Genomic DNA, 22,772 nt, shown 5'->3' on the forward strand with positions numbered 1-22,772 from the left:
TTAGGACTTACGGCAACATACCGTGTTTGGGGTATTTTTAGGGAAATAGATTAAAAGTCTTAATTCAACTCATTAAAAACCATTTCCCCTGGTCCCTGTCGCCACCGTCCACTCTTTTCTCTCGCATCTTTCCTCTTGATTCTTGTTTCTTGCCTCATGCTTCTTGCCTCTCTCCCTCATCCCTTCCCGGTTTTTGGTGAAAACCCAAATCCATTCTTGAACCTTCCGCTCCCAAAAATCCAAAACGGCGCTGCCTTCTCTTTCCCCCGGGTTGCGGTGCACAAGGTATCTCGTGAAGAAAGGAATTGTCGAAGCACCTTACCCGGGGCTATTTAGAGTTCCACCCGCTTCGGGGTGGATTCCTGATATTCTTTCATATGCTTGGGCGAGAACGGGCAGTATTATTTCTATACCTGAATCTGCACAAAGTACTTCCTTAGATCGCGCGGGGGAATGAAAGTCCGCCGGGCCGGCCAGGGCCTTGTGCGCTGATAGGATCGGACTTTCTTGTCTCCCGATAATTATCGGGATTGGTTACTTTTTTTGACAAGAAAAAAAGTAACATCGGAAAAAGAGGTCAGTGGACAGGATAGGTTTTGTCGAAGGAAAAAACGTTCGAAGATCAAGGTTATCCTGTGTTTCCCAGCGCAGGATTTCATAGCAAAATCTACGATTCGAATCAACCCTTCACGGTTTTTGGTGAAAACCCAAATCCAATCTCAAACATGCGGCTCCCAAAAATCCTAAAAGACGCTGGCTCTTTTTCCCCCGGGTTGCGGTGCACCAGGTATCTCGTGAAGGAAAGAATTGTCGAAGCACCTTACCCGGGGCTATTGAGAGTTCCATCCACTTCGGGATGGTTTCGATCCCATGGCCTGAGGTGACACAGACCAATGAGTCTCCCCTTTCGCGAAGGGCTGCACCCTTCGCTAGGTGATGCCGCCCCTTTGGGGCTCCTTATCGCTTGGTCCTTGTCTCTCGTCTCTACTACCTCCTGTCTCGCCTCTTTTTTTCTTGCTTCTTGCCTCTTGTCTCTTGCTTCTTGTCTCTCGCATCTCGCTTCTCCTCTCTACCTCACCCTTCTCTGCTTCAGCCTCTTCATCACCCGCGGCCAATACCACAGAAAAAATCCGGTAAATGCCAGCAGCAACAATGCCCCGGATGTCAGCGTCGAATAGGTCAACTTGGCTTTCTCCCCATCCGAACCCGCAACGAAATCCAAGATACTGCCATCGTGGATCTTTTCGATCAGGTCGGAATTGCGCTGACTGATGGACAAAATCTCCCCGGAAAACCCATCCACCTGCACTTCGGTAAAATGCCATTTGAACACGATCTTAGCTATACCCTTGTCGGGACGGATGTCCACCCGGTCGAGTTCGGTGCTTTTGCCGAGGCTGTCCCGCACATAGGCCTGACCGACCGCAATCATTTCCTCCACGGGAATCCAACTGCCCGTCATCTCGGTCTTGGATTGTTGGGTTTTCGGCACGAGGTTCCACTGCTTCTTCCAAGCCAGCAAAATGGCCGTCACCGCGATCAGCACCAAAAAAACGATAAACACCATGCTGAACCACTTATGCAGTCTGCGGTAGATACGCGTCTGTTGGGCTTTTTTGGAGATCGGGTCCATGTACAATATCGTTGGGGCGAAATTAAATAAAATCGGAGCCGAAAACCCTGATTTTACTCAAGCGGTCCGCACCACCCCACCCGGGAAAACCGCTCGCAAAGACAGCCAAGGTGCAAAGAGCAAAAAAATGCACGCCAGGACGCGAAGACGCAAAGAATACAACGGCATGTCTACCGCCATCATGAACCCAAGCCGATTCTCTCGATTCTCGTCTCTCGCTTCTTGATTTCTCTATTACGCGTTCTTTGCGAGAAATGCGACTCTCTTAATTAATCGCTCGCAAAGACGCGAAGACGCCAAGAATCCAACGGCATGTCTACCGTCACCATGAACCCAAGCCTCATTCAGAAGAAAAAATAGCCACGAATGCCAAAATACCTCCGACTGCCACTGAACACTGACCTCTGCTTTTTCCTTTGCTCCTCCGCGCTCTTTGCGAGAAATGCGACTCTCTTAAATAATTGCGCGCAAAGACGCGAAGACGCCAAGAATACAAAGGCATGTCTACCGTCATCATGAACCCAAGCCCACCCTCTCGATTCTCGCCTCTCGCTTCTTGATTTCTCTATTACGCGTTCTTTGCGAGAAACACCCGATCCTAATCCATCTTTGATTTCCTCCCTTCATTTGATATCTTTCGAGCACTTAATCCTCAATTACTTAATTCACCTCCAATGAAGTTTTCTGGATATATCGCCCTCAAAGCACTGTTGGGTTGGATTATGTTCCTTGTCGCCTTTGGCACCGCGTTTTCCCAAGAAGAGGTACGCACCTACTACGACGAGGACAAAAAGATGCTCCGGGAAGTCTATTCCAAAATCAACGGTGTACCCCAAGGTGCCTACAAGCTTTTTCTTCCCTCCGGCGAACTCGCCCAAACGGGCACCCTCGTCAACGGCAAAAAGGAAGGGATTTTCGTGGATTTCTATCCAGAGACACAGGATACCTTGCGGTTCATCAACTATATCGAAAACCAAAAGGAGGGCATTTCCAAGAGCTTTTACCCCGAAGGCGCAGTATCCCAGGTCCTCAGCTACCGCAATGACAAGATCGAAGGCGAGGTCATGACCTACTACGAATCCGGCCAAATCAAGCAAAAGGCCCAGTTTGCCCAAGACAGGCCGAATGGGGAAACGATCTTGTACCACGAAAACGGCAACATCAAAGAGCGGCTCAATTTCCAATCGGGCGTCATGGACGGCAAGCGAAGCCAATATGATGAAGCCGGAAATCGCGTCGCCGAGGCAAACTACCAAAAAGGCCAATTGCAAGGGGAGCAATTCACCTATTATGAAGACGGTTCCGCAAAGTCGAAACTCTACTACGAACAGGGCATTCAGGAAGGCGAAGCGCTCTTCTACCATCCCAACGGCCAAGTCGCGCGGCGAGGAACCTACAAGAAAGGCGTGCCCGTAGGCGCGTTTGAAAGCTACTTCGAAAATGGCAAAATCGAAGAAACCGGTAAATACCAAAGGGGTATCCTGACGGGCGACATCACAAGCTACTACGAGACGGGAACCGTACGCGAGATCGCCAGTTTCGACGCCGCAGGTAAGCTCTCGAAAATCCAGACTTTTTACCCCGATGGTGCCAAGGAAAAGCTTGGCCTATACCGGTCAGGCCTGGAAGAAGGCGATACGGTATTGTTTTTTCCCAACGGAAAGGAAAAGGAACGTACACCCTACCGAAACGGCAGGATGCACGGCCTACAGAAGATTTATGGGGAAGACGGCCAGCTTTTGATGGAAAGGGTTTTCGAGGAAGGAAAGCTTGTCGAGACCAAATCAAAATAAAACCCCTTCGAGTCGGGATAAATTACGGCATCGACCCTCCCTTTCCGAGCTATTTTTTTATTTTTGCCTGACACGTTTCGAACATGGAAAAAGGAATCAAGCAAACCCAGTTCAGCTTCCCCGGACAGCTTGGGTTTTATAAAGGCAAAGTACGGGATGTATATATTTTCGAAGACAAATTGGCTGTAGTGGCAACGGACAGGATCTCGGCCTTTGACGTGGTGCTGCCAAGGCCAATCCCCTTCAAAGGCCAGGTACTCAACCAGATTGCGGCGAAGTTTCTGCTCGCCACCGCGGATATCGTGCCCAATTGGGTCACGGCTACCCCCCATCCCTATGTCACGATCGGCAAAAAATGTGTGCCTTTCAAGGTGGAGATGGTCATCCGAGGCTACTTGGCCGGACATGCTGCACGCGAATACAAGGCAGGGAAACGTGAAATCTGTGGCGTAAAGCTTCCGGAGGGACTGAAGGAAAATGACAAACTCCCCCAACCCATCATCACCCCCACTACCAAAGCCGCCGAAGGACATGACCAGGACATTTCCAAGGAGGAAATCCTGCGCCAAGGAATCGTGAGCCCTGAGGACTATGCCGTTCTTGAAAAGTACACCCATGCGCTGTTTGAAAAGGGCAGCCAAATGGCCGGGGATAAAGGGCTGATTCTCGTCGACACCAAGTATGAGTTTGGCAAATACGGCGACGAAATCCTGCTCATCGACGAAATCCATACGCCTGATTCCTCCCGCTATTTCTACGCCGACACCTATGAGGCATTTCAGATCGAAGGCCTGCCCCAAAGGCAGCTGTCCAAGGAATTTGTACGCCAATGGCTGATTGCCAACGGCTTCCAAGGAAAGGATGGCCAAAAGGTCCCAGAAATGCCGGATGAATTCGTGGAAGAAATCACCGATCGCTACATCGAACTTTTCGAAAAGATCATCGGCGAGCCATTTGTCAAATGTTCAGACAAGGATTTGCAGGGAAGTATCAAAACTGCCATATTGGAACACATTTAAATCCCCATAAAAGAAAAACCTAAACCGATTATGAAATATACCATTGATAAAAAAGAACAGTATGTGGTTTTCACTCCAATGGAGGAAAAACTCGATTCTGCCCTTTCCCCGAAACTCAAATCCGAACTCCTGACCGTACAGGCCGAAGGCTATCCCAACCTCATCATCGACATGAGTCAGGTGAAATATGCCGATTCCAGCGGTCTTTCCGCACTCCTCGTAGGCAACAGGGAATTTAGCCGCAACGGGGGCATTTTCATCATCGCCAACCCACAGGACCACGTGATGAAACTGATCAAGATATCCATGCTGGACAAGGTATTCCATTTGGTAGATTCGTTGGAAGAGGCAGCTGAAGCCATCTTCATGCATGAAATCGACGGTGGAGATCAAGAAGAAGACGAAGATTAAGCTTGGAATTCCAGGTCACCATCCTAGGCAGCAACTCTGCCATACCTGCCCACGGTCGCAACCAGACATCCCAGTTGCTGACCGTGGGCAGTTCTTATTTGCTCCTGGACTGTGGTGAAGGCACGCAGATACAATTGCGGAAGTTCAAGCTGAAGTTCTCGAGGATCGATTTCATATTCATTTCCCATCTCCATGGGGACCACTATTATGGCCTGATGGGGCTGATTTCCAGCTTTCACCTGGTCAAGCGGGAAAAACTCCTGACAATCTTTGGACCTCCAGGCTTGGACGAAATCATCACGGTTCAGCTTCGGCACAGCGAGACCAAGCTGGGTTTTCCGCTGCGTTTCGTGCCGCTGTCGGACGATGGATTCCATTTGGTGTTGGAAGAACCGGGATTCCGGGTGTTTTCCTTCCCACTACAGCACCGTATCGCCTGCACGGGTTTTTTGATTGAGGAAAAACACGGCCTCCGCAACATGGTCAAGGAAAAAGTCGAGCAACATCGCCCACCTGTCGAAGCTATCAATTTGCTGCGGATGGGACAGGATGTCCTGGACGAGTCCGGCAACATCGTGTATGCGGCATCTGAATTTACCCACACGCCAAGACCCAATAGAAGGTATGCCTACTGCTCGGATACCAAATACGATCCAAACCTGGTGGAATACATTGCCGGTGCCGACATGCTGTACCACGAGGCTACCTTTGGCGAAGATGAAGCAGAACGGGCAAGCTCTACATTCCACTCCACCGCCAAGCAAGCGGGTATGATCGCCAAAGCAGCCGGGGTCAAAAGCCTGATGTTGGGACATTATTCCTCTAGGTATCGGGATTTGACACCGATTTGGGAGGAAGCAGCAAAGGTATTCCCCGCGACTTTTCTCAGCGAGGAAGGCATTACCTATACGATTGACTGAGACATCGGCGGGCCATTTCGTCTGAGGATTTCACTTTTCGATATGACCTTCATAGCTTCAAAAGTGGATGCCCTCACACATTTCCGGATAAAAAAACGATCTTAAAACCAAAGGCCGATTTCAAGGTTTACATTGCTATTGCGAAAGAAATTCACATGACCCCCTACAACCCCGACGCAGAGTGGAAACAAACAAACAGCAGCTCGAATCCGAAAAGGCCTTCCAATCCAAAAAGACCAATCTTTTCATCATCCTTGCGGGGATATTCCTAACCAATGCCATCCTAGCCGAGATCATCGGCGTGAAGATCTTCTCCGGGGAACAGACCTTGGGCTTCCAACCCGTCAATTGGAAGATATTTGGGGACTATGTGCTGGATTTTAACCTGACGGCGGGTGCTGTAATCTGGCCAGTGGTATTCATCACAACGGATATCATCAACGAGTATTACGGAAAAAAAGGCGTACGAAAAATCAGCTTTATCACGGCAATCCTGATTGCCTATGTTTTCCTTGTCATCTCAGTCGTCACGGTACTTCCCCCCGCTTCGTTTTGGCTCGAAGTCAATACACCCGACCCGGATGGCAATGCTTTCAACATCAATTACGCCTTCAACACGATCTTCAGGCAGGGCTTGGGCATCATCATCGGTTCGCTCACGGCATTCCTTCTCGGCCAATTGATCGACGTATTTGTCTTCCAAAAACTGAGGGCAGTCACCGGACCCCGGATGATTTGGCTGCGGGCGACCGGTTCGACTTTGGTTTCCCAAATGATCGATTCCTTTGTGGTATTGGGGATTGCTTTTTATGTCTTTGGGAATTGGTCTATCGCCCAAGTCGCCTCGGTCGGTATCATCAATTATGTGTACAAGTTTTCCGTGGCGATCTTGTTGACGCCGCTCCTGTACCTCGGGCATTACCTCATCGACCGCTACCTCGGCAAGGAAGCCGCCGAAAAAATGACCAAGGAAGCATCTTCGGATACTTCTTTCCTTTGAGACACTACAATTGCCGGCGTTTTAGGCCGTCACCCCGAGTTTTAAAAATTTGGCATTTACAGAAAGGCAATGACAGCTGCGTCCCGTCATGCAGAACCGTAGCTTGCGGAGGTGAAGCATCTCCATGATTGAGGAGACCCCTCTCCACGATAGCGATCGGGACCTCGGGGTGACGCCCAACACGATGTCAATGGTAGGAACGAGGGGTTTCCCTGATTCATGAGAAGCTTTCCCATATGGCCATCGGTATCCGCAAGCTGCGTCACCTGCGACAGGAATAATTCTCGCGCGGCGCCCGCGGCGAAATCGGTGCGTCCGCTGCGTGAACCTTTTTGTCATTTGAAATGCTTGGGGTACCAATCATAAATTCTCAGGCCAACGGTTAAATTATCTACAATCACGCATAGGGGTAAACAGCCTTTCAGGTTTCTTTATTAAAAGGAACCAAAATCCTATCTTGCGTGGAAAGCAAACCTTTTTCATGCAGGCTACGGATCAATCGGTTTTTTCTTCCATCCGCCAAGGCGACATACCTGCGTTCGAAATGCTGTTCAAGACCCATTATAAGCCACTTTGCCGCTTTGCCCATTCCTACCTCCCCGACCCGGATGTGGCGGAGGAAGTGGTGCAAAATACCTTTATCAGCTTTTGGGAAAAAAGGGCAAGCATCGAGGTGGACACCTCCCTGAAGGCCTATTTGTACCGGTCCGTGCGCAACGCCTGCCTCAATGAGCTCAAACGCCAAAAGGTCCGGCAAATCCACGCCAATCAGGTCATGGCCGAGGGAGAACCGCTGACACAGGCCTCTGACCACCTGACGATACGTGCCGAATTGGAAACCAAAATCCAGGAAGCCCTCCAAACGCTCCCCGAACAGTGTCGACTGATTTTCAAGATGAGCCGCTTTGAGGAACTCAAATACCAAGAAATCGCAGACCAACTCAACCTCTCCGTCAAGACGGTTGAAAACCAAATGGGCAAAGCACTGAAGCTGATGCGGATACAGTTGAAGGACTATTTGCCAATGATCATCATCCTGATGGGTCATCTACTCGAACCATGAACGGCGCGACAGAACATATCGAAGATCTGATCGGCAGGTACATTGTCGGTGAAGCCACGGAGACCCAAATCCGTGAGTTGGAAGATTGGTGTGCCCTTTCGCCGGACAACCAGAAATACCTCGACGATGCGCGCTTGATATTCGAAAAGGCGACCCTACCGGGAGAAGTGGACTTCGATACCGAAAAAGCCTGGGCCAGCGTGCGCTCCCATATCGATGGCAAAGGAAAAACCCGCTTCTTTTTCCCCATGTGGTCCATTGCGGCAAGTGTGGTCTTGGTATTGGGGCTTTCGCTTTTGTTCTTCAAACCATGGCTTCAAAAGGAGGAATTCCAGTTTGTCAGTGAAAACGAGGTGCAAACCCACCTGATGCCCGACCGGACAGAGATTGCACTCAACCGCCAATCCGAGGTTTCCATCACCTACAATGAGCGCCGGAAAACCGGAACCATCCGCCTCGAAGGGGAAGCGCTGATCAGCATTCCCGAGGACAAAAAGGTAAACTGGACGGTAGAAGCGAGCGGATTGCTGATTGATGATATCGGCACCGTATTCCAGGTCAATGCCAACCCTGCAAAAGCCATTTTCGAGGTCAGCGTGATCGAAGGCATGGTACGCCTGTATACCAAAGAAACAGAAGGAATCACGATATCGGCGGGTGAAAAGGCAACCTTCAACCGTCTGGATGCTACTTTCGCTAAAGTCGAAGCAGATCCAAACGCCGCATCTTTCAAGACCAAAAACTTTGATTTCCAAGAAGAAAGTCTGTCCGAAATCGTCGGGAAATTGCAGGAAGTATATGGGAAGACCATTGTGCTGGAAGGACCGATCGAAAGCTGCAAGCTGACGGTTGTATTCGAAAACGAAAGTCTGGAAACCATCCTCGGGATCATTTCCGAAACCCTTGGATTCGAGGTGCAAACGATCGATGAAAGAATAATCATCAAAGGAAATGGCTGTTTTTGAACCATTGAAAGCGGGCATCGGGAACTTCGGTATGCGGGCGGGGCTGGTCTTTTGCCTTTGGGTGCTGCTCCAGGGTAGCGCATTTTCCCAAGACATCCCCGTCCTCGAAAGAAAAATCAGCATCACGGCGAAGCAAGAAAGACTGGACCTGTTTCTCAAGCGCTTGTCGGAGGTAGGCGGCTGCGTATTTTCCTACAGCCCTTCGGCAATCGATGTGACACGAACCACTACCGGGAATTTTGCCAACCAACCCCTCCGCGAAGTCCTAGAGCTTGTTTTTGAAGGCAAAGTCGAGATCAAACAGAAGGGCGTCTACGTCATCCTCACGCCAAAATCGACGTCTTCCAAAGATTTGCTCGTCAGTGGCTATGTCATTGACAAAAAAACCGGCAAAGCCATCCGCGACGCCACCGTCTACGATCCGATTACGCTCAAATCCTCCACGACCAACGAGTATGGTTTCTTCGAATTGTCGGTGAAAAACCCTGCATTGGATAGTCTAGAATTGGTGGTCACCAAACAAGACTACTCGGAAACCCTGGTGATCAAGGACAAAAACAATGCATTCAACAAAATCCTGCTCCAGGCCAAGGAGGTTGATTTTTCCGAAATCGGGGAAACGATCGCCAAGCCTGTGAAGAACTTCTGGGCCTGGACCAAAAACTCGGTGGGCTTCACCAACCTCGAAAACGTCCGCGATACCTTGCACCGTGGATTCCAGGCTTCCCTTGTTCCCTTTGTCGGCACCAACCGAAAAATCTCCGGCAGCGTGTCCAACGACTACTCGATCAACCTGCTTGGTGGCTTTTCGGGCGGGACCAACAGGCTCGAATTGGGTGGCTTATTCAACCTCAGCAGCGGCAACGTCCAATATGTCCAAGCAGCGGGACTTTTCAACCAAGTGAGCGGAAACGTCCGCGGGGCACAATTCGCCGGCTTGGCCAACCTGACCTACTCCAACGTCGAAGGGGTACAGTCCGCAGGTTTGATCAATTTCAACCTCGGCCAGGTCCGCGGGGCCCAACTCGCCGGACTCATCAACGTGGCGGGCAAGGGAATCAATGGAGGCCAAGCCTCTTTGTTGGCAAACTATGCGGGTAAAAACATCAATGGCGTCCAAATCAGTCCTATCCTCAACATTGGCAACAATGTCCGCGGCGTCCAACTCGGGCTCCTCAACTATGCGGACAGCATCCACGGGACGCCGATTGGCTTGATCAGCTTCGTGCGCAAGGGCTACCACCAAGTCGAAATCGGGGCCGATGAGGTCCTTCCACTCAACCTTTCCCTCAGGACGGGCACGCGGTCATTTTACAACATGATCTTTGCAGGAGTAAGACCGGAAAATGCGGATACGACAGTCTGGGCCTTTGGCTATGGCATCGGAACCTCACCGCGCATTGGCCGGAAGACTTTCCTCAACATCGAGTTTTCCTCCTCCCAACTCAATAACGGCAACGTCATGGCCCTCAACCTGATCAACAAGGCCTACGTGGGCATTGAGCACCAGTTTGTCAAAGGCTTTGGGTTCTACCTCGGCCCCAGTATCAATTGGCGGGTGTACGACAATACCTTTCGGGACCACCCGACACTATTCACCTACACCAATCCCGCGATCCTTCGGGAAAACACGTTCCCTGAGTATAACTTGGCCAGCCAACTATGGGTCGGCGCCCGGGCTGGGTTGAGGTTTTTTTGAGGAATGATTGCCATTTTATCATCAAGTATAAATTTCCACAAAAGAGACGGGAATAAGAGCAACAAAAATGATCCTATGCTGGATGTAAAATACATTTCAAAAAATTCGATAAATTGTACAGCATTAGTAACAATGAAACCATGTCTACACTGGAATTGAAAATCCGCTTGATAGAAAAAATTGACAAGATCGAGGATGAGAATCTTTTGAAGGAAGTGATCAGGCTTTTGGAATTAAGCGCTGGTACCGAAGACATGTACAATCTCGATTTAGACCAAAAAGCGGTGATCGCTGAGGCTAGAAATCAAATCAAGAACGGGCAATTTTTGACCGAGGATAAGGCCAACCAAGAAATTGATGAATGGTTAAACAAGTAATTTGGTCTTGGCGGGCGCAGGACGACCGAAAAAAGATTTTAGAATACTGGGTCAAAAAAAACAAATCGAACACCTTCGCAAAGAAGCTTGATAAACAATTCAGAGCGGCAGTACAGATCATTAAGCAATTCCCCCAAATCGGAAAAATAACGAATGATCCAAGAATAAGGGTGAAAGTCGTGAGGGAATACCTTATTGTTTACGAGGAAAATCAAAATTCAATTGTGATACTTGCTATCTGGGATAGCCGCCAAGATCCAAAAAGATTTGAGGAGGTACTTGAATAGGATTTTAGGGACCCGAGAAATGCTTACATCTGTAAAAGTCTTTATCGTCCATAGGCCTGAGAAAGACAACATCTCCCCCACTTTAGGCACGGTCTGAAAAACTGGTTTACGAATAGCTTGAGGTATTCCCAATTTTTTTCAACCCCAAATAGGGGTCTCCCCTTCCTCAATTGTCTTGGTATTGAAACGAAACCAATACCATGCATACTTTCAGCAAAATACTCGCTACCGCAGCGCTCTTGGCCTTCCAAACCTTGGAAGCCGGCGCCCAATCTTCGACCGAGTCCCAAAACACTTCCACTGCATCGACCGAATTAGAAGGAGATCAGTTCAACGAAGCAAAAGCAGCCAATAATCCGCTAGTGCGGGTTTTTACCCTCAAAGGTGCGGACACGACGACCGTGTCGATGCAGTTTTCCTTTGTCCCCTTTGTGGGCACCAACGGTACCAATTCCGGCAATGTCATCAACGACGTCTCCTTCAATTTTCTCGGAGGCTACTCTGCCGGCACACGGGCCTTTGAGATGGCGGGTCTTTTCAACATCAACCGCGGCGATATGACCGGGGTCCAGTTGGCGGGACTGTTCAACCAAGTCGGCGGAAAAGTCGATGGCGTCCAACTGGCCGGACTGTTCAATTCCAACCTGCATACCGTACGGGGCGTCCAATTGGCGGGCCTGACCAACTTTACGACCGGGACCGTGGATGGCGTCCAACTTGCTGGCCTCGCCAATTTTTCCCCCAAATCCGTCAAAGGCGTCCAAATCTCCGGTCTGGCCAACTTCTCCGGAAAAGACCTCGAAGGCTCACAGATTGCCGGTTTGGCCAATTTCACCGCCCACGACGTCCGCGGTTCACAGGTCGGGAGCTTCAATTATGCCCGCAAAGTCGACGGTTTCCAACTCGGGATCATCAACTACGCGGACAGCATGAGTGGAGTGCCTGTAGGTCTTATCAGCTTTGTAAGGTCCGGATACCAGACGGTCGAGATCAGTGCCAATGAGGTTTTGCCCATGAACCTGGCGCTGCGTACGGGAAAGCGGGAGTTTTACAACATCCTCTTCGCCGGAATCCGGCCCGAACTCAATGAGCAACCCACTTGGGCATTTGGCTACGGCGTCGGTACATCACCCAAACTCGGCCGGAATGTCTTCCTCAATATCGAAGCGAGCTCGGAACAGCTCAGCAAAGGCCGCGTCGAAGCGCTCAACTTGGTCAATCGCCTGTATGTCGGGGCCGATGTGCAGCTTTCCAAGAAGCTTGCCGTATTCGCCGGACCCACGCTCAATCTCCGGGTTTTTGATGATTCCTTTGCGGGCCATCCCGAGCTCTTCACCTACGCCAATCCCCAGATCAGGAACGAAAACATCTATCCCGAAGACATCAGCAGCCAATGGTGGTGGGGATTCAGGGCGGGATTCAGAATTTTCTAAACAATCTCCTTCCATTTCCAAAAAAAAACTTGCTTCCCGAATAGGGGTAAAGCTTTCAGCAATTGTCATCAAAGCAAATCATAACCTAGCAGACAGCCTGCTACAATACAGACCACAAAATGAAAAAGCTCATCACAGTATTCATCCTATCGCTTCTTGCATTTACCGCCTACAGCCAACAGGCGGACAGATTTAGATTCCAAATGGACCTCGGTGCCGCAGCACCAAAAGGCGGAGGTATCGGTGCCTTGGTCAATTTCGAGCCACAGATATTGGTGCAAAGAAACCTTGCGCTCGGTTTGCGATTTGGCGTCGCAGGCTTGGCCAAGGATATTGTTTACTATGATATCCCCAAGGACTTTACAGGGGAAATATCAGCAAATACATCCTTTTCGGGCACAGCTAACTATTATTTCAACTATAAAAAAGGAAAGGCAGCCCCCTATGTGGGTGCCGGATTTGGGTACTACACCTTCAGCAGCGTTAATATCGAAAGTACCGATATCGACCCCGATGACATCGGAAATCTACGGGCAAGCTTTGCTTGGGCGCCGATGGTACGCGCCGGGGTGGAATTGGGCAAGTTCAGAATCGGTGCCGAATACAACTTTGTACCAAAAAGCGACCTTCAAAACATCGCCGGTGAAGTAATCGGTCAGTCCACCAATGAATACTTCGGCTTCACGCTTGGCTTTTTTGTCGGCGGCGGCAGGTGGGGAAGAAGCCACTGGCAATAACAAAGCGTCAAAACCATCCATACTAACCCACACATGAAACCAACTATCTTACTTTTTGTCCTGGCATTCTCCGTGGGAGTTTGCCAGGCAACTGCCCAAACTTTGACCCAGACGATCCGCGGAACCGTGATTGACCAAGTCACAAAATCCCCGATGCCGGGCGCCACTGTCATGATCTTGAACACCGAACCTCTCATGGGTGCCGTGTCCGATCAAAATGGGGAATTCAAAATCCCTCATGTACCCCTTGGCAGCCACACGCTGCGGGTGGGCTTTATTGGATACCGGGACGCGATCTTACCTCAAATCCTGGTCAACTCTGGAAAAGAGACAGTTCTGACGGTCGCTATACAGGAAGACTTCAATCAGATGGAGGAAGTCGTCGTGATCGCTTCTGAAAAAGACCGAACCGTCAACGACATGATCGCGGTGAGCGGTCGCACCTTTACGGTGGAAGAGACCCGGAAATTTGCCGCGGCAGTCAACGACCCCGGACGCATGGTGACTTCCTTCACAGGCGTGGTGAGCACCGATGACGGCAATAACAACATTTCGATTCGCGGAAATGGTCCGAATGGCCTGCTTTGGCGAATGGAGGGAATCGATATCCCCAATCCCAACCACTTCGTAAACCCAGGCACTTCCGGCGGCGGTATTTCCATCTTGAGCGCGCAACTATTGAGCAATTCGGATTTCATCACCAGTGCTTTTCCCGCAGAATATGGCAATGCGCTTGGGGGTGTATTCGATTTAAATTTGAGGAAAGGGAACAACGAAAAGCGGGAGTTCACCTTCCAAGCTGGATTCCTCGGCACCGATATCGCTGCGGAAGGACCCCTTTCCCCTAACTACAAGGGCTCTTATCTGATCAATTACCGCTACTCCACACTGTCGATTCTCTCCAAAATGGGGGTGCCTTTAGGAGATTTCGTAACCAATTTCCAAGATCTTTCCTTCAACTTTTATTTGCCGACAGGCAAGAAAAGTACGATCTCCATCTTCGGATTCGGGGGCCTGAGCGATCAAAACAGCAATGCAGACAAAGATTCCCTGAATTGGTCGACTGATGCAGATCGATACAGTTCCACATTCTTCTCCAATACGGGAGCGGTTGGTATCAAGCATACCTACATGCTCAACAAGTCGAATTTTCTCCAAACGACAGTTTTGGCTTCTGGGAATGGCATAGGTAGCACCTACGATCGCCTCAATGAGTCCTACCAATCCGAAGAAAGGTACTTTGAGAATTTTGGTCAGTCAAAAATCACCTTTAGCTCCGTACTCAATACCAAAATCTCCCCCAAATACAACCTGAGAAGCGGGGTTTTCCTTAACCAACTGTATTTCAACCTGCGCGAAAAATCATTTGACGAGCAGGCAGGAAACATGGTGGCCAATATCGACTCAAAAGGAAGCACCCAAAGTGTCCAGGCCTTTTCCCAGCTACAGGTCCGTGCAAGCGAAAAATTAAACCTGAACCTGGGCTTACATTACATGCGGTTTTTACTCAATGGCTCCAATTCCATGGAGCCAAGGATAAGCGCGACCTATGAACTTGACGAAAGACAAAGACTCAGCCTGGGTTATGGACTTCACAGTCAAATCCAGCCTTTGGGAACATACTTTTCCGAGCAACAAGAGGAAGGTCAAACCATTTTCCCTAACAAAGCCCTCGATTTGAGTAAATCCCACCATTTTGTATTGGGTTATGACCGCTCCCTGAATCCTTACCTGCGCCTGAAAGTGGAAACCTATTACCAGCACCTGTTCCAAATCCCGATCAAGCCAGGCGAAGACCAAACCTATTCGATCCTCAACCAGCAGTGGTCCTTCATGACAGACCCACTGGTTAACCGCGGCTTTGGGAAAAACTACGGAGCGGAGTTTACGCTGGAGCAGTTCACCCACCGCAACCTGTACTTTCTGCTTTCGGCATCACTTTACAATTCCCTCTATAAAACAGAGGAAAACAAATGGAGAAATACCCGCTTCAATGGACGTGCAAACCTGGTTTTCACGGCAGGAAAGGAATACCACTGGAAAAAGAACAGGGTCTTTGGAGTCAACATCCGGTCTGTATATGGAGGTGGACTTTGGGATACACCCATAGATTTGGAAGCATCCATCGCTGCGGGGGAGACGGTGAAAGATGAAAGCCGTGCCTTTGAAATCCAAAACCCAGCCTATTTCAGAACGGATCTACGGGTAAGCCTCAAGCGCAACCGGCCTCATTCGACCCAAACTTTGGCCCTCGACATCCAAAACGTGACCAATCGGGAGAATACTTTTGGCAGCTATTTCGAACCGATGGAGGGAGTCATCAAGACCGCTTACCAAACGCCTTTGATCCCCATATTGAGCTACAGGATTGAATTCTAGAAAAAAAGGGTCCCAGCTTTGGGACCAAAAAAGTGACTCCCACCTCATCACGCGTATGAAAAAGGCGGCTTTAGCCGTCTTTTTTATAGAACAAAATATACGTTCTGGACTATTGCTGGAATCGCCATAAAGTTTTCAATACCCCGCTGGGCATTTGGACACATTTATTTATCTTCATGGGCGTTCGCAAATGTTTTTCCAATTCTTGGCATTGAAGTAGATGATTGGTTTTCGCAGATTTTTTTCAATTCTCCTCCTGTTTTTGGGAGTGGGAAGCGTTGGGGCAGCGATGGTGGGGATTCTACGCATCAATCAGGCCTCCAAATCAACGAAAACAGAAACCATCGACCCACCCACTGCAGACTTCTCCTTCGAACAACCGGAAGATTGTGGCAGTGCGCCGATTCAGTTTACCGACAAATCAACGGGGACCCAACTGACTTACCTCTGGGATTTTGGTGATGGGACTACATCCACGCTCGCTTCGCCCGAACATGCATTTACCGCTGCGGTTGGAAATGGTACAGAAACATTTGATGTGACATTGACGGTGACCGATTCCTTGGGCGTTACGGATTCCAAAACCAGCCCGATTACCGTCAAGCAAGTTCCCTCTACCTCGGTTGTGAGTGACAGAAGCGATACGGACTTTGACAGTCTGCCGTTCTTTATCGTTTGCGACAATGAGGAATCCAACTTTACATTTTACAACACTTCCACGACGAAAGAGACCAACGTATCCTACACAATTGAATGGGGAGACGGCTCTGAACCATTTGAAGCGACAGACTGGGATGAAGTGCAACATGCATATGAAATCGGCGTCTATTACCTCGAATACACGGTGGTGGGCGAAAACGGCTGCAGCGTCACCAAAAAAATCGGCGTCTTCATTGGATCCAACCCCGCTGTGGGTTTTGGGAACCCCGGCAATACAAACATTTGCTCCGGCGAAGCCTTGACCTTCCCGATCACGGGAACAGAAAACAATCCTCCGGGGACGATTTACACGATTACATTTTCGGACGGCACACCGCCTCAGGTTTTCACCCATCCCCCGCCTGCTTTCGTCAGCCATGTTTTTACGGAGACTTCCTGTGGCAAATTCGGAGCACCCGGATTCGGCAACTCATTTTCGGCAACGATTTTGGCGGAAAATCCCTGTTCAAAGTCTTCTGCGCAAGTCGTACCGATTTATATCACGGAGAAGCCTGAACCCATTATTGGCCTGGCCGATTCGGTATTTTGCGAGAATACATTCTTCGACATCCGAAACGAAACCCTATTTGGAAACGAGGTCAGCAACAACGGACAATGCACCAACATCGGCAGGTTTGTCTGGGAAGTCAGTCCCGCCACTGGCTGGGAATTGAGTCCCGGAAATACCCTCGGGAGTCGCCCAAACCCCAACGTTCCCAATATCTGGCTGGTCGGTTCGCAGGTTTTGACGCCAAAATTCACCGTACCCGGCGTCTACACGATCAAGTTGATATCAGGTAATCGCTGCGGTATCGAAGAGGTGACAGAAACAATTTGCATCATTCCGACCCCGGAACCAGCCTTTGAGTTGGATGTCGCGGAAGGCTGTGGCCCGATCCAAGTGAAAGCTACAAACACCTCAAATCTCCTAGGAACCTGCGCGGACGGGGGCGACTATTTCGACTGGACGGTCAGCTATTTGGGTGGAAATTGCGGCAGCACCTCGGGCTGGAGTTTCGCCGCTGGCAGCAATTCCAATTCCTACAGTCCAGAATTTGTCTTCACCAATCCTGGGAAATACCTGATCACCCAAAGCATGGTCACTTCCTGCGGGACTTTCACGGCCTCCGATACAGTCAGCGTGTTTGCGCCACCGCAGGTAATTTTACCTACCATACCCGTGACGGCTTGCGGCGGCCTATCGCTCAATCCAATTCCCCAAATACTGAATCTATGCGGTGAAGAAGCTGCAACTTACCTGTGGACCATTGAGGGCGGAAGCATTTCCACCTCGACCAATCTTGACCCCGGACTTATTGACTTCAATACTATTGGACCAAAAAAGATAACGCTTGCCGTAACGACCTCCTGCGGTACGACCGTGGCAAGTCGTGATTTCGAGGTTTTCCCGATTCCTGAACTTCAGATTACGGAAGACACATCGATATGCCGAGGTGAAGCGATTACTTTGAACGTGACCGTTTCGCCCCTGGGAACTTACAGCTATCAGTGGCGTTCGGAACCAGCGAGTCCAATTCAAAACGCCAACACTGCAAATCCAATCGTCAGCCCTACCCAAGACACCCGCTTCGAAGTAACGGTTACCAACACGGCCACAGGATGTAGCCAAGTCGAAGAAGTATTTATTACCGTCACACCTGCACCCGAAGTAGCCTTCTCAATTCCAGACCAAGTCATTTGCTCAGGCGAAACTTCACTCCCCGTCCAACTCAGCTCTACACCTCCCGGGTTGGGAGTCACATGGACGGCAGAAGCCAATGAAGTCCAAGGCGTAACACTTAATGGGGAAAGTCTGATTCCCGCCCAGACTCTGGTCAATACCGGAAACGTACCCGTAGATGTGGTGTTCAGCGCAAGCATCGTTCCGGAAGACTTGGGAGCCTGCGAACAGGTGATAGCCAGGTACATCATTCAAGTGAATCCGGCGCCGATTTATCCTGACGCTGAAATCGAAGTTTGCAGCGGGACTCCATTTGATTTCAGGCCTGCTGGCGTGGTTCAAGGAACAAGCTTCACTTGGAACGCCAACCCCGTACCGGATGTGACGGGAATCGCTTCAAATGATATCCCTGCGCCAACCATTTCCCAGACGCTGGTCAACAATTCCAACCAGGTGAAACAAGTGGTGTACAACATTGTGCCCAGCTTGGGAAATTGCCCAGCCGAGCCATTTACACTCACAGTTGCCTTACAGCCTGCACCTGAGATTGCGTTTTCCCTTCCCAACCAAACACTCTGTACCGGGACTTCCAGTGACGCAGTGACGATCACCAGCAATGTGGAAGGTGCGACATTTTCCTGGATCTCCCGAGCCAATGGCGTCCAAGGTGCGATTCCTTCAGGAACGGGCAACACCATTCCCGAGATGGATTTGGTCAACCCAACGCCAAATCCGATACAAGTCGATTTTGAAGTGCTTGCCCAAACCGGAAACCAAGGGACCTGTTCGGGAGTACCCTCGATTTACTCCATCGTGGTGAATCCATCGATTACCCTGGATACGGACGTAGGTAAATTCAATGGATTTGGTATTTCCTGCAAGGGCGCCGACGATGGCTTCATCCGATTGAATCCCAGAGGCGGAAATGGCTCGTTCAGCTATGCTTGGACAGGTCCCAATGGATTCACCTCGGACCAGCGGGAAATCGAAAACCTGGCACCCGGAGACTATGCCGTGGTGATCTCGGACGATTTCGGTTGCCAAGTGCCTGCAGGGTATACCCTCACCGAACCGACTCCACTGGTAGTGACATTTGTGGAAAAACAGGACGTGCTGTGTACAGGTGATCTTTCGGGAAGCATTTCCTTCGTAGCGGAAGGCGGAATCGAAACAGTACCCTACCAGATATCTTGGGAAAAAGACGGTAACCCGTTCCCCGCAAACAGCCTATCGCTCCAAAACCTGGAGGCAGGCGTCTATGAATTGACCCTCACTGACGCCAATGGATGCAGCTTCGAATCTGGGCCAATAACCATCACGGAACCTACGCAACGCCTAGCCATCAGCATCGAAAAGGGCGATATCAGCTGCTATGAGGCCAAAGATGGATTCATCAAACTCAATATCGTCGGAGGAATCGGACCTTATCAAGTACAGTGGGATTTTGGCTCCAACCAGACCAATTTCACAGACCTTGGTCCCGGAAATTACGCCGTCACCGTCACCGACCAAATCGGCTGCGTGGTCACTCAAGCAGTCACCATCATTGACGCACCCGTATTCAAAATCAACCCAACCGTTACCAATGTCAGCTGCTTTGGTCAAGACGATGGACAGATCAAGCTGGAAATTGAAGGCGGCAATGAAGGCTTGCTCATCAGATGGGATGACGGGCGACAGGTTCCTGAGCTCTTCAACCTAGGGCCCGGGACCTATGGCGTGACTGTGAGCAAGTTCGGTTCCTGTGATATCAGGCGCGAATTCACCATACTCGAGCCAGAAAACATCAGCATCAGCGCAGTCGTCAACGATGCCTTGGATTGTAATAACGGTACGAGCGGCAGCATCCAATTGCAGGTTTCTGGAGGCGTACCACCGTACACTTTCGCCTGGAGCAATGGCGCAAACACCCAGAATTTGACAGGGCTGACCACGGGGACATACAATGTAAACATCATCGATGCCAACGGCTGTGTTTCGAACCGTGAGTTTGTCATCAAGCGACCACCACCCATCGAGGTGCTTGCTACCCGCAATCAGCTCGTGGATTGTAGTCCAAGGAAAGTCCAGGAAGAATTCCTACTCAATGTCACGGGAGGCGTGCCCCCCTACTCCATCCAATGGTCTGGCGGTCTTGTTTTCCAAAACGGTACCCAAATGGTAGCCGACAATCCGGGCCTTTACCTCTTGACTGTTCGTGACCAAGCCGGCTGTGAATTCAAGACTTCCTACGAAGTATCCAATACCAATGTCGTGCTGGATGCGGAGATTGAATCCGTTGCCTTTGACCAAAATGGAGGATTTTTGGTGGGAATCGAAATCGAGTTTGTCAACAAGACAATAGGCGAAGTGGTGTCCTATTTCTGGGACTTCGGAGACGGTAACAGTAGCTCTGAAACCAATCCAAGGCATACCTACCAAGCTGGCGGTGAATACGAAATCACGCTTCAAGCCATCGACAAGTTTGGCTGCATCCTGGAGTGGAAAGAGAAAATCAAAGTCGTGGACTATTTCTTGGTGGTCCCCAACGTATTCTCGCCCAATGGTGATGGCGTCAACGATTATTTCTTCCCGAAATTTGTCAATGTGGAGAGCCTTGAGTTTTGGGTGTTGAATAAATGGGGAGAAAGCCTTTTCCATACCACGGATATCAATTCCCGTGGTTGGGATGGGAAGATACGCGGCGAGACCGCGATGCCTGGAAACTATGTCTACAAGCTACAATACAAAACCGTGGACGGACGCGTGGAAACCAAAACCGAAGTATTCCTTTTGCTCAAATGAAAATACAAAGCACCATAGCGCTCCTTTTGATGCTTTTTGCATGGACGGCAAAAGGACAGGATTTCCATTTTTCCCAATTCTACGCATCCCCACTCAACCTGAATCCCGCTCTGGCAGGCTCTACGGAACTGAGTCGCTTCGGTGTCAATTACCGGAAGCAATGGCCGGGACTTTCCTATGATTTCAATGCCTATTCGGCCTATTTTGACCACTACAGCTATGATCTCAAAAGCGGTTTTGGTGTTTTGGTCAACAGCTTCCAAGAGGCCAATATGCAGATGAACACCTCCGACATCTCATTTTTCTACAGCTACAATTTGAGCCTTTCGGAAGATTGGAGCTTTCGGCTGGGCGGGCAGGCAGGATACGCAAGGAGAAGTGCCAGGTTGGACAACTTGATTTTCGGTGACCAAGTGGATTTGTTCAGTCGTACCATCAACCAATCGACCATAGATCAAATCCCTGATTTTGAGCCGTACGGATATCTTGATCTTGGTTTCGGAGCATTGGTACACAACGAACACCTTTGGCTGGGCGCATCGGCCTATCATATCAATCGCCCCAATTTGAGCTTTTTCCCCGACAATGAAGTCGGATTTCTCCCTGTAAAATGGAGTGTGCACGGGGGATTTTCCTTTCCCCTCGGCACCAAAAACTATTTCGGGTCGAAATTTGACAACCAAGTCACTTTGCTCTTCAATTACAAAAACCAAAACCCGTTCCAGCAACTTGATATCGGCGCACAAATGCTCTACGGAAATGTCATCGGCGGCCTAGGGTTTAGGGGAATTCCGGGTACCCGCAATATGCCCAATCAGGACTCCATCATCCTGCTACTCGGCGTCAACCTTCCCATCGGGATGGTCATCGGGTACAGCTATGATTTTATGCTCTCCGAAATCGGTTCGGCAGCACAAGGAGCCCACGAAGTATCCTTTCGCTACCAATTCCTGATGGGAGATCCAAAATCCCGCAACCAAAGAAGCCGAATCTTGAAGTGCTTCAACTTCATGATGTGAAAAAAGCGTCCGTGATTGCGATCGGCATCAAAAAAGAAGCCTTTCCTACATGTCAGCCAAAAACACCGATTTCCCATTATTACATGGTAGCCAATCCGATGCACTTCCTGTTCATTGATCAGTTTTTCCCTTATAAATGCGGAAGATGAATAAAAGAAAGAAGGCGGATGATTGTCCGCCTTTACTGTTTCAAGCTGCTAACTCAAAGCATTTCATGGGAAAAGTTACCCAAATCGTAAATCTCCATGATCTCTTCGAGGATTTTGGAAAAGTCAATTTTCAAATCGATCAACTTCCCGGTCTCGATATCAAATACCCAACCGTGAACCTTCAATCCCCTTGATTTGATGTGGCGCTGTACTACGGCGGTCTTTATCAAATTGACGCATTGCTCCTGCACGTTGATTTCCACCAGCCTATTGTACCGTTTCGTTTCGTCTTCGATCTTATTGAGTTCCTTTTTGTGGAGGCGGTACACATCCCTGATATTGCGAAGCCAAGGGTTGATCAATCCCAAGTCAGCTGCATTCATGGCGGCCCTGACACCTCCGCAGAAATAATGGCCACAGACAACAACGTGGTTGACTTTGAGTGTGCCGACCGCATATTCCAACACCGACATCACATTGAGGTCAATGGAAATCACCATGTTGGCGATGTTGCGATGGACAAACACCTCTCCGGGCTGCACGCCCATCAATTCCTCTGCCGTCACGCGGCTATCAGAGCAACCTATGTAGAGAATATCCGGATTTTGGCCTTTGGAAAGATCAGAAAAATAGTTCTTGTCCTTTTCCAGCTTTTCCGCAATCCACAATTCGTTGTTCTTAAAAACCTTTTTGATATCCATCTTAAAATATTTTTATGGGAAAC

The 22,772-nt window shown here is 49.7% G+C and carries 17 protein-coding genes; 15 read left to right on the forward strand and 2 right to left on the reverse strand.

The window, feature by feature from the left end; translation table 11 throughout:
* Positions 1–1,069: 1,069 nt before the first annotated feature.
* Entirely contained in the window at positions 1,070–1,633 is a 564-nt protein-coding gene (locus tag L0U89_RS03895; RefSeq protein WP_234860328.1) for a PepSY-associated TM helix domain-containing protein, read from the reverse strand.
* A gap of 674 nt (positions 1,634–2,307) precedes the next feature.
* On the opposite strand from L0U89_RS03895, the gene L0U89_RS03900 reads away from it, so the two are divergent.
* The 15 genes from L0U89_RS03900 to L0U89_RS03965 all read left to right on the forward strand — a co-directional run bounded on the left by L0U89_RS03900 (position 2,308) and on the right by L0U89_RS03965 (position 21,899).
* Entirely contained in the window at positions 2,308–3,426 is a 1,119-nt protein-coding gene (locus tag L0U89_RS03900) for a toxin-antitoxin system YwqK family antitoxin (protein ID WP_234860329.1), read from the forward strand.
* A gap of 83 nt (positions 3,427–3,509) precedes the next feature.
* The gene (locus L0U89_RS03905; RefSeq protein WP_234860330.1) at positions 3,510–4,445 is read left to right on the forward strand and encodes a phosphoribosylaminoimidazolesuccinocarboxamide synthase; all 936 of its coding nucleotides are present in this window, start codon (positions 3,510–3,512) and stop codon (positions 4,443–4,445) included.
* 30 nt (positions 4,446–4,475) lie between these two features.
* Complete coding sequence (locus L0U89_RS03910; protein WP_008629334.1) at positions 4,476–4,856, forward strand: STAS domain-containing protein; 381 nt, start codon at positions 4,476–4,478, stop codon at positions 4,854–4,856.
* 2 nt (positions 4,857–4,858) lie between these two features.
* Positions 4,859–5,776 (forward strand): ribonuclease Z, encoded by a 918-nt coding sequence (locus tag L0U89_RS03915; RefSeq protein ID WP_234860331.1) that lies wholly within the window; start codon positions 4,859–4,861, stop codon positions 5,774–5,776.
* 181 nt (positions 5,777–5,957) lie between these two features.
* Positions 5,958–6,776, forward strand: coding sequence for a queuosine precursor transporter (locus tag L0U89_RS03920; RefSeq protein ID WP_234860332.1), 819 nt, complete (start codon positions 5,958–5,960; stop codon positions 6,774–6,776).
* Between the two features lie 481 nt (positions 6,777–7,257).
* Entirely contained in the window at positions 7,258–7,839 is a 582-nt protein-coding gene (locus tag L0U89_RS03925; RefSeq protein ID WP_234860333.1) for an RNA polymerase sigma-70 factor, read from the forward strand.
* On the forward strand, positions 7,836–8,804 hold the full coding sequence (locus tag L0U89_RS03930) for a FecR family protein (RefSeq protein WP_234860334.1): 969 nt from the start codon (positions 7,836–7,838) through the stop codon (positions 8,802–8,804). The genes L0U89_RS03925 and L0U89_RS03930 overlap by 4 nt, the downstream gene beginning before the upstream one ends.
* Positions 8,791–10,503 (forward strand): peptidase associated/transthyretin-like domain-containing protein, encoded by a 1,713-nt coding sequence (locus L0U89_RS03935; protein WP_234860335.1) that lies wholly within the window; start codon positions 8,791–8,793, stop codon positions 10,501–10,503. Before L0U89_RS03930 ends, L0U89_RS03935 begins: the two co-directional genes overlap by 14 nt.
* 140 nt (positions 10,504–10,643) lie before the next feature.
* Entirely contained in the window at positions 10,644–10,880 is a 237-nt protein-coding gene (locus L0U89_RS03940) for a hypothetical protein (protein ID WP_234860336.1), read from the forward strand.
* A complete protein-coding gene (locus L0U89_RS20585; RefSeq protein WP_369413238.1) occupies positions 10,865–11,167 on the forward strand; it encodes a type II toxin-antitoxin system RelE/ParE family toxin in 303 nt (100 codons plus the stop codon). Before L0U89_RS03940 ends, L0U89_RS20585 begins: the two co-directional genes overlap by 16 nt.
* 200 nt (positions 11,168–11,367) lie before the next feature.
* The gene (locus L0U89_RS03945) at positions 11,368–12,600 is read left to right on the forward strand and encodes a hypothetical protein (RefSeq protein WP_234860337.1); all 1,233 of its coding nucleotides are present in this window, start codon (positions 11,368–11,370) and stop codon (positions 12,598–12,600) included.
* A gap of 119 nt (positions 12,601–12,719) precedes the next feature.
* Positions 12,720–13,337: an OmpW family outer membrane protein gene (locus L0U89_RS03950; protein WP_234860338.1), complete on the forward strand. Its 618-nt coding sequence runs from the start codon at positions 12,720–12,722 to the stop codon at positions 13,335–13,337.
* Between the two features lie 33 nt (positions 13,338–13,370).
* On the forward strand, positions 13,371–15,716 hold the full coding sequence (locus tag L0U89_RS03955; protein WP_234860339.1) for a TonB-dependent receptor: 2,346 nt from the start codon (positions 13,371–13,373) through the stop codon (positions 15,714–15,716).
* Positions 15,717–15,984: 268 nt separating this feature from the next.
* Positions 15,985–20,880 carry a PKD domain-containing protein gene (locus tag L0U89_RS03960; protein ID WP_234860437.1) on the forward strand — a complete coding sequence of 1,632 codons (4,896 nt, stop codon included), beginning with the start codon at positions 15,985–15,987 and terminating at the stop codon, positions 20,878–20,880.
* Positions 20,877–21,899 carry a PorP/SprF family type IX secretion system membrane protein gene (locus L0U89_RS03965; protein ID WP_234860340.1) on the forward strand — a complete coding sequence of 341 codons (1,023 nt, stop codon included), beginning with the start codon at positions 20,877–20,879 and terminating at the stop codon, positions 21,897–21,899. The genes L0U89_RS03960 and L0U89_RS03965 overlap by 4 nt, the downstream gene beginning before the upstream one ends.
* A gap of 202 nt (positions 21,900–22,101) precedes the next feature.
* Here L0U89_RS03965 and L0U89_RS03970 read toward each other — a convergent pair whose 3' ends face one another.
* Positions 22,102–22,749, reverse strand: a complete 648-nt coding sequence (locus L0U89_RS03970) for a carbonic anhydrase (protein ID WP_008629361.1) — start codon at positions 22,747–22,749, stop codon at positions 22,102–22,104.
* Between the last annotated feature and the right edge of the window lie 23 nt (positions 22,750–22,772).

Source organism: Mariniradius sediminis (assembly GCF_021491425.1).
In the GTDB taxonomy this organism is placed as follows: domain Bacteria; phylum Bacteroidota; class Bacteroidia; order Cytophagales; family Cyclobacteriaceae; genus Mariniradius; species Mariniradius saccharolyticus.